The 13,825-nt window shown below is 55.0% G+C and carries 17 protein-coding genes and 2 pseudogenes; 8 read left to right on the top strand and 11 right to left on the bottom strand.

What is annotated here, in order from left to right; translation table 11 throughout:
• The first annotated feature begins 39 nt into the window (after positions 1–39).
• The 4 genes and pseudogenes from istB to AKU94_RS18950 all read left to right on the top strand — a co-directional run bounded on the left by istB (position 40) and on the right by AKU94_RS18950 (position 2,839).
• A pseudogene (gene istB, locus AKU94_RS03600) lies at positions 40–848 on the top strand (IS21-like element helper ATPase IstB).
• Positions 849–941: 93 nt separating this feature from the next.
• Positions 942–1,151: an ABC transporter permease gene (locus tag AKU94_RS19510; RefSeq protein ID WP_157056391.1), complete on the top strand. Its 210-nt coding sequence runs from the start codon at positions 942–944 to the stop codon at positions 1,149–1,151.
• Positions 1,152–1,645: 494 nt separating this feature from the next.
• Entirely contained in the window at positions 1,646–2,038 is a 393-nt protein-coding gene (locus tag AKU94_RS03595; protein ID WP_050525977.1) for a thiol-disulfide oxidoreductase DCC family protein, read from the top strand.
• Positions 2,039–2,230: 192 nt separating this feature from the next.
• A complete protein-coding gene (locus AKU94_RS18950) occupies positions 2,231–2,839 on the top strand; it encodes an AarF/UbiB family protein (protein WP_050525976.1) in 609 nt (202 codons plus the stop codon).
• Here the strand turns inward: AKU94_RS18950 and AKU94_RS20195 are convergent.
• From AKU94_RS20195 to AKU94_RS03570, 3 genes and pseudogenes are all read right to left on the bottom strand, one after another.
• Positions 2,800–3,426: pseudogene (locus tag AKU94_RS20195) on the bottom strand (aldehyde dehydrogenase family protein). The gene AKU94_RS18950 and the pseudogene AKU94_RS20195 overlap by 40 nt on opposite strands.
• A gap of 83 nt (positions 3,427–3,509) precedes the next feature.
• Positions 3,510–4,460: a tripartite tricarboxylate transporter permease gene (locus AKU94_RS03575; protein WP_232295670.1), complete on the bottom strand. Its 951-nt coding sequence runs from the start codon at positions 4,458–4,460 to the stop codon at positions 3,510–3,512.
• A complete protein-coding gene (locus AKU94_RS03570) occupies positions 4,405–4,791 on the bottom strand; it encodes a Bug family tripartite tricarboxylate transporter substrate binding protein (protein ID WP_232295671.1) in 387 nt (128 codons plus the stop codon). Before AKU94_RS03570 ends, AKU94_RS03575 begins: the two co-directional genes overlap by 56 nt.
• 338 nt (positions 4,792–5,129) lie before the next feature.
• On the opposite strand from AKU94_RS03570, the gene AKU94_RS03565 reads away from it, so the two are divergent.
• Entirely contained in the window at positions 5,130–6,050 is a 921-nt protein-coding gene (locus tag AKU94_RS03565; protein ID WP_050525971.1) for a LysR family transcriptional regulator, read from the top strand.
• Entirely contained in the window at positions 6,040–6,783 is a 744-nt protein-coding gene (locus AKU94_RS03560) for a sulfite exporter TauE/SafE family protein (RefSeq protein ID WP_050525970.1), read from the top strand. The genes AKU94_RS03565 and AKU94_RS03560 overlap by 11 nt, the downstream gene beginning before the upstream one ends.
• A 51-nt stretch (positions 6,784–6,834) precedes the next feature.
• Here the strand turns inward: AKU94_RS03560 and AKU94_RS03555 are convergent, their stop codons facing one another.
• From AKU94_RS03555 to AKU94_RS03520, 8 genes are read right to left on the bottom strand one after another with little or no spacing between them, the layout of a single operon-like run.
• Positions 6,835–7,149: an NIPSNAP family protein gene (locus AKU94_RS03555; protein ID WP_050525969.1), complete on the bottom strand. Its 315-nt coding sequence runs from the start codon at positions 7,147–7,149 to the stop codon at positions 6,835–6,837.
• Positions 7,150–7,164: 15 nt separating this feature from the next.
• Positions 7,165–8,178, bottom strand: coding sequence for a YeiH family protein (locus AKU94_RS03550; protein WP_050525968.1), 1,014 nt, complete (start codon positions 8,176–8,178; stop codon positions 7,165–7,167).
• Complete coding sequence (locus tag AKU94_RS03545; protein WP_050525967.1) at positions 8,178–8,852, bottom strand: fumarate hydratase C-terminal domain-containing protein; 675 nt, start codon at positions 8,850–8,852, stop codon at positions 8,178–8,180. Before AKU94_RS03545 ends, AKU94_RS03550 begins: the two co-directional genes overlap by 1 nt.
• Entirely contained in the window at positions 8,819–9,778 is a 960-nt protein-coding gene (locus AKU94_RS03540; RefSeq protein WP_050525966.1) for a fumarate hydratase, read from the bottom strand. The genes AKU94_RS03545 and AKU94_RS03540 overlap by 34 nt, the downstream gene beginning before the upstream one ends.
• Positions 9,778–11,541, bottom strand: coding sequence for an L-aspartate oxidase (locus tag AKU94_RS03535; RefSeq protein ID WP_050525965.1), 1,764 nt, complete (start codon positions 11,539–11,541; stop codon positions 9,778–9,780). The genes AKU94_RS03540 and AKU94_RS03535 overlap by 1 nt, the downstream gene beginning before the upstream one ends.
• A 2-nt stretch (positions 11,542–11,543) precedes the next feature.
• Positions 11,544–11,885 (bottom strand): succinate dehydrogenase, cytochrome b556 subunit, encoded by a 342-nt coding sequence (gene sdhC, locus AKU94_RS03530; RefSeq protein ID WP_050525964.1) that lies wholly within the window; start codon positions 11,883–11,885, stop codon positions 11,544–11,546.
• Positions 11,882–12,214: a succinate dehydrogenase gene (locus AKU94_RS03525; protein WP_050525963.1), complete on the bottom strand. Its 333-nt coding sequence runs from the start codon at positions 12,212–12,214 to the stop codon at positions 11,882–11,884. The genes sdhC and AKU94_RS03525 overlap by 4 nt, the downstream gene beginning before the upstream one ends.
• Before the next feature lie 3 nt (positions 12,215–12,217).
• On the bottom strand, positions 12,218–12,928 hold the full coding sequence (locus tag AKU94_RS03520; RefSeq protein WP_050525962.1) for a succinate dehydrogenase/fumarate reductase iron-sulfur subunit: 711 nt from the start codon (positions 12,926–12,928) through the stop codon (positions 12,218–12,220).
• A gap of 282 nt (positions 12,929–13,210) precedes the next feature.
• Here AKU94_RS03520 and AKU94_RS20800 point away from each other — a divergent pair, with 282 nt between their 5' ends.
• The gene (locus AKU94_RS20800; protein ID WP_050525961.1) at positions 13,211–13,549 is read left to right on the top strand and encodes a transposase; all 339 of its coding nucleotides are present in this window, start codon (positions 13,211–13,213) and stop codon (positions 13,547–13,549) included.
• Positions 13,550–13,572: 23 nt separating this feature from the next.
• On the top strand, positions 13,573–13,821 hold the full coding sequence (locus AKU94_RS20795) for a hypothetical protein (protein ID WP_050525960.1): 249 nt from the start codon (positions 13,573–13,575) through the stop codon (positions 13,819–13,821).
• The last annotated feature ends 4 nt before the right edge of the window (positions 13,822–13,825 follow it).

Below are 13,825 nucleotides of genomic sequence, written 5' to 3'. Positions count from 1 at the left end.
GCGAGGCGTCATGATCCCGCTGGAGCTGCCATCGTCATCATGCTGCGCAGCCTGAAGATGCGTCACGCCGAAGGCGTGCTTGCAGCACGACGCATGGCGCAGGCTGTGCAGGATCTGCATGAGCAAGGGTCGCCCGCATTTGAAGCCGCGTCACGCTGAAAGCGTGCCTCTGGCACGACGCCGATCCTGTCGCAGATGCTCAAAGCGGAAATGGCCGAACGCGAGGTGCGCTCTATCGCCTATCACATGAAGGCGGCGCGCTTTCCGGCTTATAAAGACCTCTCTGGCTTTGACATCGCTGCCAGCGAGATCCGTGAAGCCTTGGTCCGCCACCTCCAGCGTTGTGAGTTCATGGACGCTGCCGAGAATGTGGTGCTGTCGGAGGCCCGGGAACAGGAAAGTCGCATGTTGCAACCGCCCTCGGCATTCAGGCCATTGAGCATCACCGCAAGCGTGTGCGCTTCTTCTCGACGGTTGAACTGGTCAATGCGCTGGAGCAGGAAAAGGCACTGGGTAAGGCCGGAAAGATCGCTGAGGCATTGGTCAAAACTGACTTGGTGATACTGGATGAGCTGGGATATCTGCCGTTCAGCGCCTCTGGCGGCGCGCTGCTCTTCCATCTTCTGAGCAAACTGTATGAACGCACCAGCGTCATCATCACCACCAACCTGAGCTTCAGTGAATGGGCCAGCGTCTTTGGCGATACCAAAATGACCACAGCACTGCTCGATCGTCTCACCCATCGCTGCCATATCCTCGAGACCGGCAATGACAGCTACCGCTTCAAGGCAAGCTCCGAAACAGCAAAGAAAAAGCGAAAGGAGGCAACAGCATTGACGCCATCATAATCAGCAGATCATAACGAACAGGTGGGTCAGTTCTCAGTGACAATTAACACACAAGCGGGTCAGGTGTTGATGTAGTTCCTAGTTGAGGCGATAGTGCTCTCGGCTTTGGGCGGGGTGTTAGAAATCGGCTTGGGGCTGTTGCTAGCCGCTGTTGGCGGCTATGCGCTGAACATCCCGTTCAGCCCAGACCTTGCGGTCATTGCGCTCGCCTTTGCTTTTTCGGCACTTGTCGGTGTGGTTTTTGGCTACTTTCCTGCGCGTGCGGCGGCACGGATGGACCCTATTGACGCACTACGGCACTGATGTAATGAAACATCTTCATCTTTGACATAGTGCAAGCCTTATCGGGCTCCACAAGAGAAATGTCAGTCAGCACAACGCCAATGACGAATAGGCTTCAAAAGCACAGCATCCGCAGGGCGAACATAGTCTTTTTTGATTATAATGGGCATAAGAACAGCTCATCCGGTCGCCACATCTCGGCGCGCGTTAATGTGATCGATCCAAACCGCCACGCCTAGCCTCGGCACCAAGACCAAACACCTATGCCGCGCACCAAAGCAAAAGGTTACTTGAGTATATCCGCAGAGTAGCGGCAGCTGTCTTACGCAAGCTCGGTTCAGGGCGTTGGATCGCCCTGCAAAAAGAAATGACAGTGGTCATTCCCCGCGCAACTTTGGAAGGCCCGACATGCGAAGCAAACGCCACGCGACCACTGCCGACGAGCCCCGGCTCTGCTAATACCAGTGCTAAAAGCTAGGTGTTGAACTGTCTTCGCCACAGCCTAGCTTTAGTTTATGAAAAATAACGCATCAACTTCCGTCCTGTACAATGCAAACTGCCCGGTCTGTAACTTCGAGATCAGGCATTACGCGCAATATGCGCATAGCAATGGATTGCCTATCCGGTTCGATGATCTGAACTCGGAAGCGGGGGAGCAGTGGGGGCTTGATCCTGACACGGCCGCGCGGCGGCTTTATGTGCTGCATGATGGCAGGCTGACCTCGGGTTTACCTGCATTTTTGGTGCTTTGGGCACAAATGCCAAGGTATCGCTGGCTGGCTCAGATCGTCGGCCTGCCCGGCATCAGGCACATCGCTTCGGCAGTTTACGACTATATATTGGCGCCCCTCATTTACCGATGGCATTTGCGCCGGTTGCGTAAGCAACCCGCAGATGTTTCTGACTGAGATCAGAGTGGGCCTTGCCGCAAAACGGAAACGTCAAGGGTGCTGCGGTTCCAACAAGCCGGGTCGTGCGGCTTTTGCGGTTTAGGGGGGTATCGCCTCGGGTATCGAGGGCGGCGTCGCGGCGGGTGGCTTGCGCTCTTTGGCACAAGGCAGGCGGCCCAAAATCACACAAATTCTACTGACACCCACCACATGCCGCCGAAACAGTTGCAAACCGTGCTGAATGCTGAATGGGGGCCGGGCTGGCAAAAACGCTTGGCCAGGTTTGACGTGCGCCTCTTTGCTGCAGCGTCCATCGGGCAGGTCCACCGTGCCGTAACGCATAATGGCCATGACCTTGCGATAAACGTGCAATACCCCGCTGTACGCGCCAGCATCAACAGTGATGTGGATAATATGGTTAGGTTGTTGCGTTTACCGGGCCTTGTGCTGCGCGAGTTTTTTGTCTTTGGGACGATGCCGACGGCCTCTAACCTCACAAATTATCGGTATGATCGCAAAACTGGACGCATCGTGCAGCTTGATTTCGGCGCGGTGCAACCTGTTGCGCCAAGGCTTGCAACGCAGTTCCGCGCCCTTGCCAAGGTGGCACCGGAAGGCGGCCATGGTGCAACGCGGGCCGCAATGCTGCGGATCAGGTATTTTGGCCCGCAGACGGCGCCACATCATCAGGACTTGCTCCAGTCGATGTTCGCTGTCGCGATGGGGAGTTGCGCCAAAACACGCCGTTTGACTTTGGCCGCGGGAACCTGCTGGAATGCTTACGCGATAGGCATGCTGCACTCTGCATCGCTGCGTTGACCTGCAGGCCAGCGCGCCGTTGTGGTCTTGATGCGGGTATAGGACCGCACGCCCTCCATCCCATGCATATGATGGCCGCCAAAGATCGACGATTTCCAATCACCAAAACTGTGATAGGCCATCGGCACAGGAATGGGGACGTTAATGCCCACCATGCCCGCGTCGATATCTTGCGAAAAGTTGCGGGCAGTGTCGCCGTCACTGGTAAAAATCGCTGTACAATTGGCAAAAGGGTGGCTGTGGACCAGATCGACGGCCTTTTGATAGCTGCTGCGCCGGACGATTGACAAAACCGGGCCAAAAACCTCTTTCCAGACTGTGATGTCCGTGATCACATTATTCAAAAGGGTTCCTCCGATGAAATAACCGTTTTCAAAACCCTGCTAGTCTTGTTTAAAGCGCCGCCCGCCGTCGACAACCTTTGCGCCTTCGGCCCCACCCGTATCGATATAGTCGCGCACTTTGGCGAGGTGCTGAGCTGTGACCGATGGCCCCACTTCGGACGACTTGTCGCTGGTTGCGCCGATCTTGAGCGCTGTGATTTTAGACACCGGTTTTGAGATCAATACGCCAGAGATGGCATCCATTTGCAGATCGGCATCTACCGCTGCCCCCCAGAAAAACCAAGTGATCAGCCCACGGAACATGATTTCGGGCGAACTGCCAGACATCAGCACGGACTGACGGAAATTATCCTCCAACAGCGGTCCAAGGATAAAGGCATAAAGAGCGGAGCAGTGGGGATTTTGAGGCGGTTCATGACATACCCTACCCATCCCATCTCAAACATCACGCCCACGGCAAACAGGTTGTTGTTCACGGCGAACACACCAAAGATACAAAGTACCATCACCGCAGGAAACAAAATGCCGCGCGGAATATCAGCAACATAACGCAAGACCTTAATCGCAATCGACCCAACTACCAGCAGGAAAGCTGAGCTGACAAGGAGGCCGATCAACACCGCAATAAAGTTCAACCCTCCCATCAAATTGGCACGACCAAAGGTAAAGCGGTTGGTGCCGTAAATCAGGTCAGGCCCGATGGTTGCGAGCAATAGACCAAGCATCACGGCCAATGCGCCCCGTAGCAGGCTTTCGCCCGATACACCGGCGATGATGGTCAGCGAAAACAAGATTAGCGCAAAAGACGCAAGCCAGCCTGCGAACAGGGTCAACGACAGGTTTGAAATCATATCAGCCGAGCAAAACGCCCAAAGGGCCATGCGCAGGGTTCTGCCCGCCTCGCCTCTTTCGGCCAGTGGATAGCCGTCGAGGATCGTGGCCGAAGAGGCAGGGATGCCAGCTGTCTTGATCAAAATTGCTGGAATTGAGCTTCCGAATATTCCACCTTTATAAACACCGATCAGCAGCAAAATAACGGCGACTGGCGGCACGGCAAAGGTAAACGGCAATGTCAGGGCAACTGCCGTGGTGGCGGACATGCCCGGAATGGCCTTTGCGACCGTGCCAACGACGACACCGATGAACAGGGCAAGAAAACTCTCAGAATTTGCAACAAGAGACTGTCCTGCAAGAATGCTTTGGAACAGGTTCATGGCAGCCTCACCGCCACCTTTTTTGCGGAATATGAGTGACTGTCCTGCCTCGGCCTTCAACACCAAGCCGGTCCATAACCATAACTGCAGACAGGTGCAAATACGAGCCAACGCCAACCGAACTGTAGGCGGCTGTACCAGTTTTAGCCGTGGCAAACAATTCGTTCATTGTCTTGATGCCTGAACTTGGCGCAACAGCGCAAGCAACGGGGTTGACATCAAAGACTGTCGCGAAGCAAAAATCATCAAGCGTATCGGGCAAGTTGCCGTTCATCGCCGGGTTGACCGAATGCGATCCAACGCGGGTGAACAGCATTGTATAGCCATCACCTTTGGCGTTTTTAGCGGCGACCGACCCTGTGGCACCACCCGCGCCGACAGCGTTTGCCAGCACCAACGGCCCTCCGACCTCGGCACCCAGCGGTCCAGAAATCGCGCGTGCCGCAATATCGGCGGCACCACCGGGCCCGAATGGGATAATCATGTTGAAAGGACGATCAGGGTATTCAGCAAGCGCCGCAGTCCCTGACAGTCCAACAGTTGCAACCACTGCCAGCATGGATCTCTCAAGTATAAAAGTCTCACCCTTGTTTCGCTTTGATCGCTTTTCTTGGGGCCATTTTGTATTTAGCGGCCCGTGGTATTGACAAACCCTAATGGTAAGATAAACTATATTAAGTAAGTCTTTTTAATAATGAACATAAGTCTAAATTACACAAAGGTTGCATTTGATTGTCCATCAGAATGCTCAAAGCTGTTATCGCTGTTGCCGAAAATGGCACTTTTAGTAAGGCTGCTAGTGCGGTTTTTGTGACCCATGCCGCCGCCAGCCTGCAGATAAATACACTGGAGGAGTTGTTGAACATCGAACTGTTCGACAGAACCAAGCGCCCCCCTGAGCTTACCCCGATCGGCCGCGCATTTGTTGAGCGCGCGCGTGCCATTGTATGTGACTATGAGGGCATTGTAGACGCGGTTATCGGTGACGATGGGTTGACCGGTGTGCTGCTTTTGAGGGCCGTCCCGACAACATTGGTGGGCCTCGTTCCGCTTGCAGTGTCTTCGTTGAAAGTGGCGTTTCCGAACCTGCACATCTGCATTATTCCCGGTCTCACCAATGATTTGCTGCGTGGAATAGAGCGCGGTTCGCTTGATGCTGCGATCATCTCACAGCCGACAACACCTCGGAAAAATCAAACCTTGCACCATATCGCAACAGAGCCGTTGCAACTGCGCGCGTCACCGGAATTAGACAGCGACGACCCTATTTATTTGTTGAAAAACAACCCGTTCATCCGGTTTTCGCGCGATGCTGTTGTCGGCAAGGTGATTGAAACATGGCTGCAAGAGCAAGGACTCCTTGTGACGAACATAACGGAACTGGAAAGCCTTGAAGCGATGTCAAACATGGTCCTTGGCAATTTGGGCGTGTCGATTGCCCCCCGGCGCTGCGAGCAAAAAATGAACCCATCGCCGCTTGAACGGAGACTGCTGTTGGAAAATGGCCCTGTGCGACAGCTTGGTTTGCTCAGCCCAAGCAACACTGCGAAAACCCGGGTCATAGACAAGGTTCTGAATGCAATGCTTGATGCGGTCGCAAGGGGTCATTTTGCCAGCCCTGTAAATCAGATGAGAACATCGGATGTCATTTGAATACTATGCGATACTTCTGGTCGGTGCGGCGGCTGGTGGCTTTATCAATGGGCTTGCCGGATTTGGAACAGCACTTCTTGCGCTTGGTTTTTGGTTGCAAATCATGCCGCCCATTTCGGCGGTTTCTATGGCTGTGGTCATGTCGGTTCTCAGCGGGTTGCAGGGGGCTTGGCTGGTCCGCCGCGCGATTTTTGATCAGCCAAAGCGGCTGGCAAGGTTTCTGATCCCCGGCATCTTTGGGGTGCCGCTTGGCGTCTTGGCGCTATCCTCGCTTGACCCGCAGATCCTCAAACTGACTGTTGGCGGCATGATGGTGCTGTACGGCGGCTTCTTTTCCTTACGCCGCACGCTTCCCGCCTTTGACCGCCCCACACCGCTGATTGACAGCTTGATTGGCTTTGTGTCCGGCGTGCTTGGCGGGGCTACGTCTTTGTCGGGAGCGCTGCCAACGATGTGGTGTTCGATGCGCACATGGACCAAATCCGAAACCCGCGCGGTTTTGCAACCGTTTAACATCATCATTTTATTTCTCAGCGCTTTGGTGTTCCTATTCCGTGGCAACTACACTTGGGAGGTTGTCAAAGACATAATCATTGCGCTGCCGATAACCCTGCTGGCGGCGCAAGTGGGCATCCATGTTTTCAAGCATCTTAATGACACGCAGTTCCGACGCTTGTTGGTGGTGATGATGTTCGCATCCGGCACGATTTTGCTGGGTAAGGAGTTGCTGTAAATGAAAACGGCGGCGATGAACGCCGCCGTTTTGCAAGTGATCCGAGGCCGCTCAGGGAACCTTAAAGAACGGGGCCGGAACCAACAGCTTGTTTTCCACACTCACCACCAAGGGCCGCATTTTCTTGGCATAGCTTTGCCAGTCTGGTGACGCCTGCAACAGCTTGCGCCGCTCAAACCTGTCATCAAGGCTGTCATAGCCCCACATATGCACGATTTGGTTAAGAGGGCCGATATCAGTGTAATAATACCCGACCATCTTGCCCAGAATGCGCACTTGGCATTCCATGCCTTCTTCTTCGTATAGTTTCAAGAAAACAGGGACTTGCCCCGCGTGCAGCGTGTAAATCCGTTCATCAACGAACATCGGACAAGCCTTTCGTTAGGGTAAAGTAAGGATAATCATGGTTAAAGCGAAAGCGGCCAGCAGAACCGTCAGGGCACAAATCAACACAATCGCGCTGCCGCCCACATCTCCCAGCTTTTTAAGCGAGGTTTTCATACCAAGCGCCGCAATCGCGATGACCAAAAACCAGCGCGAGGTGCCAAGCAGGAAGTCTTTGATCACCAAAGGGATCAGGTCATAGGATCCGGCCAAAACCAGTGCGGCAAAGCCAAACACAAAGATCGGGATGGGCAGTTTGCGCTTTTCGCCCTTGGCCTGTTGCCCCGAATAAATCAGCGACAGAAACACGACGATTGGCACCAACAGAACAACCCGCAGCAGCTTTACAAAAGTTGCGGTCTCGCCCGCCGTATCCGATACCGAATAACCGGCACCTACCACCTGTGCTACATCATGAATGGTCGCGCCGAAAAACACGCCGGTTGCGAATTCGGACAGATGCAGCGCGCTCGCAATCAGTGGATAGATGATCATCGCAAGCGTGCTAAGGGCCGTAACCGCAATCACCGTAAACACAGTGTCACGTTCCAGCGTCTCGCTTTTTGGCAACACCGATGCAATCGCCAGCGCTGCCGAAGCCCCGCAAATCGCCACAGCCCCGCCGGTCAGCAGGCCAAAACGGCTACGCCGCCCCAGAACGCGACTCAGCAATAGACCGAGCGCAATCGTCAGCGCCACACCGCCCAAGGTAATCAGCAACACCTCATGCCCAGTTGAGGCGATTTGCTGCACGGTGATCCCAAGACCAAGCAAGGCCACACCAATGCGCAACAGTTTTTTTGAGGCAAACTCAATGCCTGCAACGCATTTGTTGCCATCCTCGGCCAAAAACCCAAAGGCCATGCCGATCAGCAACGCCATCAGCATAACAGGCGCGCCGTAATGATCCGATATAAAGCGCGCGGCAAAAGCCACGGTTATGGCAGACAATAGGCCCGGAAACAGGGTGCGCATATCACGAACATCCGCTAGGCCAGATTTAAAACTCATCAGATCAACTCTTCGCTCTTGTCGTCTGTTTCACCAAACCGTTTGAGCGTCGCGGGGCGTGTACCCTCATAGACCCGGTCCAGGTTTTTTGCGATCTTGGCGTTTTCGCGTTCAAACAAACAATCACCGTTCATATCTGATGCCACGATAAACGGCCCCATCTTGTTGCATTTGATGACCCACATCGCCTGCGCAAGACCAAGCTCTTCGTTCCAATGCACCGCTTCGACCTTTTCGATGCCGCGACCCAGCAATGCACCGGTGCCGTATCCAACGGTGCTGAGGTAAATGGCGCCATTGGGCACAAAGTACGACTTGTAGTCCTTGCTGGTCATCCCGCCTTTGCCGATTACCAGTTTCGTGCCGGTTTTTGCGAACCATTCTGGCAACCACTTGGCAAAGCGGAAAGAGGCAGTCGCTGTCACAGCACCCATCTCAAAGCTGCCATCGGCGTTGATGCGGGCAGCAGGTGAGCAATGGAAATTGGTGGCACTGTCGCGCGGCAATTCCATCGGAATGTTGGCCTTGCCTTCCAGCGCACGCATGTAAACGCCTTCGCGGGCGGTATAGAGCAGACCATCCAGGTACACGACATCGCCGAGCTTCAGGGCTGCCAAAGCCTCTGGTGTTGGCGTCGTGCTTAAGCGGATTTCTCTTGGCTTGGCAGTTCCCATTCGACAGTCTCCCTGCGTTGATAATCAGTGAACCAATCGGGGTCCGTGCGAAATTCCACACGCCCGTCGGCAAATACGCGTGCCACAGCACGGCGCGATGAAAGACAAAAGGCATGCACCGACATCTGCATGCCGCCAGTGTGGCAGTAGCCAACTTCGATATGCGTATCGATGACCATGGATTTGCCCACAAACCCCATCGCACCCATCCCGATGGAATTCCCCAGATCTTTGAGCTCCAACTCAAGCTCCGCGATCTTCGGGTCTGAGTTACGGTCGCCAACAGTACGCAGACAGGCGGCACGTTTGCCCAGCACCATACAGGTGTCTTTGCAACCGCCAAGCCCGATACCGATGATCGCAGGTTGGCAAGCAAGCCCGCGCTTGCCAAAGGCAACAAGGCTATCGAGGTAAAACCGCTTGATGCCCTGAATACCATCTGACGGAAACAGCATCCGGTAATCTGTGCCAAACAAGCCGCCCTTATGAACGGTGATCAGATCGATCCATTCACCGCCCGGCTCATATCCGTATTCGATTTCGGGCGCGCCGATGCCGACGTTGTTGTTATGGTCGGTCCGCCACAAAGGGTGCACGCGGTTCGGGCGTAGGGGTACGCCGTTGGTGGCGTTCGAAGTGGCGCGTCGCAGTGCCGTTTCCAACGCAATCGGGCCGCCTTCAATTTGGGTCTCATTGCCCATTTTGACATACCAGCGCGGGGTGCCGGTATCGCCACACATCGCGCGGCGGTCTTCCTTGGCGGCCTCGTAGTTTTCCAGCATCGCCTTCAAAACAAACGACGACAGATCGCCATCCTCGACCGACGCAGCGCCTTTCAACCCTTCCAGATAATCATCCGGAATTTCGATGGCGGCTTTGTCCATCAGTGTTTCAGCCGTCTTTTGGATCAGATCGATTGAGATCATCAGTTTGCTCCTACCAATGTTTCAGGCTCGTGGTCGGGAAGGATCGTCTCACCGGGGCGGACGATCGTGAATTGTACAGGCTCGCGCGTCACCTCAACCTCGTCGCCCAATTGTCTTGCTACGGTGAAATACGAACTCTCCATCGAGCCGCTTTCGGGGAAATCTTCGCGGAAATGCGCCCCACGAGAGTTTTCGCGCGCAATGCCTGCCTTGGCGATCACGTCAGAGACATCGCACAGGCTGGCCATGTTCAGCCAGTCATGCCACGTCAGGTTAAAGGCAAGGTTCTCGCCCGAAACGCCGGTTTGCAGCAACTCGGCCTTAATCTCGGCCACGCGTTTGATGCCGCGCTCCATGCCCGTTTCGGTGCGCATCACGCCCACATCTTCCCACATCGCCTCTTGCAGGGCCGTGCGCAGCGTCTGCACATTACCGGCTTTCAGGGTCAAAGGCCGCTGTGCGCGCTCAATCTCGGCGCTTAGCACATGTTCATCCGGGTCGCGCAGCGTACCCATCTTGCGCACATCCAGGCCCATAATGTCGCCCGCAACGCCGCCAAAAACGGTGGAATTTGCCACCCCATTCCCGCCCAGACGGTTCGACCCATGCGCGCCGCCTGCATCTTCGCCGGCCACATAAAGCCCTTCCATCGCAGTGCGGGTATCGGGGTCAACCACCACGCCGCCCATAAAATAATGCGCGGTTGGCACCACCTCAACCAATCCACCCGCAAGGTCAAAGCCGCTGTCAGCGCAGCGTTTAACCATGCCGCTGAACTTTTTGCGCACATTGTCCGGCCCAAGATGCGCCATAGAAATAAACACCCCGCCGTTTTGCGACGTGTTGTTTTTGCGCATTTCGGCATAGATGCCGCGGCTGACCACATCGCGCGTGGCCCGTTCGCCGCGGGCGTCGTAGTCAAACATAAACCGCTGTTCCGCGCCGTTCAGCAGTTGACCGCCTGCCCCGCGGAGGCCCTCCTCCAGCACGGTGCCGGTCATCTTGGTATGGTCGCCCGCCAACAAGCCTGTGGGGTGAAACTGCACCATTTCCATATCGCGCAGCGGCAGGCCTGCCCGCAGCGCCATCGCCAAACCGTCCATGGTTTTGTCGCCCGAAGGGGTGTGGTATTTATACATGGTCGGACCGCCGCCCGTGCCCATCATCACCGTTTTCGCCCGCACAAAGCGAAACTTGCCTGTGCGCATGTCGATGAACAACACCCCCGCCAGCGCCGAGCCATCCTTGATCGGGATCAGGCCAATCGCGCGATGCTCTTGCAGTTTTTCAATCGGGCGGCTGAGGACTTGTTCCATCAAGCGGTTGATAATTTCAATCCCGGTCAAATCGCCCTTGTGCACAGTGCGGTCAGCGGTTTGTCCGGCAAAAGCCTTTTGGTGCAGCGACCCATCGGTATTGCGATCAAAGAAACAGCCGATTTCATTTTCCAGCTCTCGCACGCGCACCACAGCCTGTTCGCACAGCTTCCACGCCATATCCTGGTTAGGAAGCCATTTGCCGCCGTTGATCGTATCCATAAAGTGGCGCTCAACCGTGTCGCCACCGCCAAGGGCAACGTTATAGCCGCCCTGAACCATCCGCGTACAACCGCACTTGCCAATCAAACCTTTGACCGCAATGGTGATTTTAGTCCCCGCAGGGGCAGTTTGCTGGGCATGGAGTGCGGCAAACATGCCTGCGCCACCGGTGCCAAGGATCAAAATATCGGTGTCGTGCCGATCAATATCGCTTTTCAATGGCATGATTATATCGCCCGTAAAAAGAAAGTGGTTGAGATAAGGAAAGCCCCCGCAACAGCACCCGCCGCTAATGTTTTCTGGTTCGCTGACCACGGCAGCCATTCAAGCGCCATCAATCGAAGCCCGCCAAAGAAATGAACGGCCAGCAAGAATACCAGTCCAAATTCGGCGACCTTCACAATGGGAATTTCTACAAAGTGCAAAAACCCGTCCAGCCGTTCAGGCTGCGTCAGCGCCAACGACAGCACATAGAAATGCGTCGGCAAAAACAGCGCCAGGCCAAGGCCAGACACACGGTGCAGGATATAGGCAAGCCAAAGCGTATGCGTGCGATGTGAACGGATCATAGCATTGTCACGGCTGAAACAGCGCGCGCCCCCATGAACAAAAGGATCAAACAGCTGCCCCAAGTAAAGACGCTAAGGGCAAAGCGGGGCAGCGTCACCATCTCGGACAAGATCACCCGCAGCCCAATGGCCGCATGCACCGATGCCGCAATGACAAAGGTGCCATAGAACGAAAACCACAAGACGCTGCCTTGGGTGCGGCCCAAAATCTCGGCTGTGGTCAGCCCGCCTTGGATCGCGTAAATCATCACCGCAATATGACCAAGCGTCAGCGGCGCCATGATCAGCGCTGAAATCCGCTGCAGCATATAAAGCCTTATATCGAGCATTGGTTATTTCCCATTCTTAAAGAAGGACATAGCGGTGACGCGTTTCAGCCCCGCAATGGCGTTCATAGGGTTCAACCCATTGGGGCAATGCACGGTGCAACTGCCCTGCGAATGGCAGTTGTGACAGCCGCCAACCCCCGACACGGCATCAAGAACCGCTTGCTTGTTCGCATCCTTGGAATCGTTGTAGACGGTCCAGGCACGCTGTAACGCGGCTGGCCCCAGATAGTCGGGGTTGTTCGCCACTGTGTCACAGGCGGCATAGCAAACTGAGCAATTGATACACTCGATCCCTGAACTCGCCTCGACCCGGCCCGCATTCGTGGGCAAGATCGGCTCAATCGGTGCATCGCGGGTTTTGGTCGGGTGGTGAACGCCTTCAGCCGCGACCCATTTGTCAAAGAATGGATCCATATCAGTCGCAAGGTCTTTGATAACCGGCAGGTTGCGCAACGGCCCAACCTCTAAATTGTTGTTTACCAGCACTTTTTTAACATGCGTCCGGCAGGTCCAGCGCGGCACCCCGTTCACCATCATCGCACAAGACCCGCACATGCCAACGCGGCAGGCATAGCGATAGGTCAAGGTCGGGTCTTGATTTTGCTGAACCCAGGCAACCACATCAAGGATCGTCTGACTTTCTTGCGCCGGTACTTTAAAGGATTCAAATTGGCCAAACGTGCCATCACCGCGCCAAATCGAAACATCCATCATGTCAGGTATGGAAGACAAAAAACTGCTCCTTTTGGCGAGGGGATCTCTATGTGACCTAACATAGTCAAGGAATTGTCTAACAAAAAGCAAATAATGATACACCATAATGTAAGACTTATTTACACTATATTGTGTCTCTCACTTTTGTCTTGTCATGGATTTGTTCCGATCTCTTTTGAAATGCCCCCACTGGACTGGTCCGCCAATTGGGGGTAATCCCCCCTAAAATTAGTGGTGTTCATAAGTAGAATTTTCTCGGCAAGATGTCTGAGGAGATTTTGAATGAAGAAAAGCAGATACACTGAGGCGCAGATCCTTTCGATCCTGCGCCAGGGCGAAGGTGGCGTGCCGGTGGCAGAGCTGTGCCGCGAGCACGGTATGAGCAACGCGTCCTTCTATAAATGGCGGGCGAAGTATGGCGGCATGCCCTCTCGGGCTTTTGCTTTGCAAAACCCTGCCGGGTACAGACGCGTCCATGATCAGCCAGATGAAGGCCATGGAGTGAGGCGCAAACGCCATTGGTCCGAGAGCGCGCCGAACGAGAACCGTCGGCTGAAGCGGATGTATGCGGACCTGAGCATGCAGGCTGATTTGTTGAAGGAAGCCCTTGGAAAAAAGTGACCGGGCCATCTCAACGCCGAGAGATGGCCGTGAATGCTGTGGCGCGCTGCGCAGTCAGCATTGCGCTGGCTTGCCGCGCCTTTGGTGTCAGCGAGACCTGCTATCGTTACAGCCCGCTGCTGAGCGACGAGAATGAGCATATTGCCGATCTGCTTGTTGGGCTGACCGAAGCCCGGAAGACTTGGGGATCTGGATTATGCTTTCTGCATCTGCGCAACGTGAAGGGGCAGCCTTGGATACTGTTACCTGGCAGTGCATGTTCACATGCATGAGAAG

This window comes from Pseudorhodobacter aquimaris (assembly GCF_001202025.1).
GTDB lineage: Bacteria > Pseudomonadota > Alphaproteobacteria > Rhodobacterales > Rhodobacteraceae > Pseudorhodobacter > Pseudorhodobacter aquimaris.
Note: the sequence above shows the minus strand (reverse complement) of the source record. Positions and strands in the feature narration are given on the sequence as shown.

What these genes read in the sequence shown, in the direction of transcription:
- AKU94_RS03595 (WP_050525977.1), top strand. Translation starts at nt 1,646, where the DNA reads ATGAAAAATAACGCATCAACTTCCGTCCTGTACAATGCAAACTGCCCG.
- AKU94_RS18950 (WP_050525976.1), top strand. Translation starts at nt 2,231, where the DNA reads ATGCCGCCGAAACAGTTGCAAACCGTGCTGAATGCTGAATGGGGGCCG.
- AKU94_RS03560 (WP_050525970.1), top strand. Translation starts at nt 6,040, where the DNA reads ATGTCATTTGAATACTATGCGATACTTCTGGTCGGTGCGGCGGCTGGT.
- AKU94_RS03555 (WP_050525969.1), bottom strand. Translation starts at nt 7,149, where the DNA reads ATGTTCGTTGATGAACGGATTTACACGCTGCACGCGGGGCAAGTCCCT.
- AKU94_RS03550 (WP_050525968.1), bottom strand. Translation starts at nt 8,178, where the DNA reads ATGAGTTTTAAATCTGGCCTAGCGGATGTTCGTGATATGCGCACCCTG.
- AKU94_RS03545 (WP_050525967.1), bottom strand. Translation starts at nt 8,852, where the DNA reads ATGGGAACTGCCAAGCCAAGAGAAATCCGCTTAAGCACGACGCCAACA.
- AKU94_RS03540 (WP_050525966.1), bottom strand. Translation starts at nt 9,778, where the DNA reads ATGATCTCAATCGATCTGATCCAAAAGACGGCTGAAACACTGATGGAC.
- AKU94_RS03535 (WP_050525965.1), bottom strand. Translation starts at nt 11,541, where the DNA reads ATGCCATTGAAAAGCGATATTGATCGGCACGACACCGATATTTTGATC.
- sdhC (WP_050525964.1), bottom strand. Translation starts at nt 11,885, where the DNA reads ATGATCCGTTCACATCGCACGCATACGCTTTGGCTTGCCTATATCCTG.
- AKU94_RS03525 (WP_050525963.1), bottom strand. Translation starts at nt 12,214, where the DNA reads ATGCTCGATATAAGGCTTTATATGCTGCAGCGGATTTCAGCGCTGATC.
- AKU94_RS03520 (WP_050525962.1), bottom strand. Translation starts at nt 12,928, where the DNA reads ATGATGGATGTTTCGATTTGGCGCGGTGATGGCACGTTTGGCCAATTT.
- AKU94_RS20800 (WP_050525961.1), top strand. Translation starts at nt 13,211, where the DNA reads ATGAAGAAAAGCAGATACACTGAGGCGCAGATCCTTTCGATCCTGCGC.
- AKU94_RS20795 (WP_050525960.1), top strand. Translation starts at nt 13,573, where the DNA reads ATGGCCGTGAATGCTGTGGCGCGCTGCGCAGTCAGCATTGCGCTGGCT.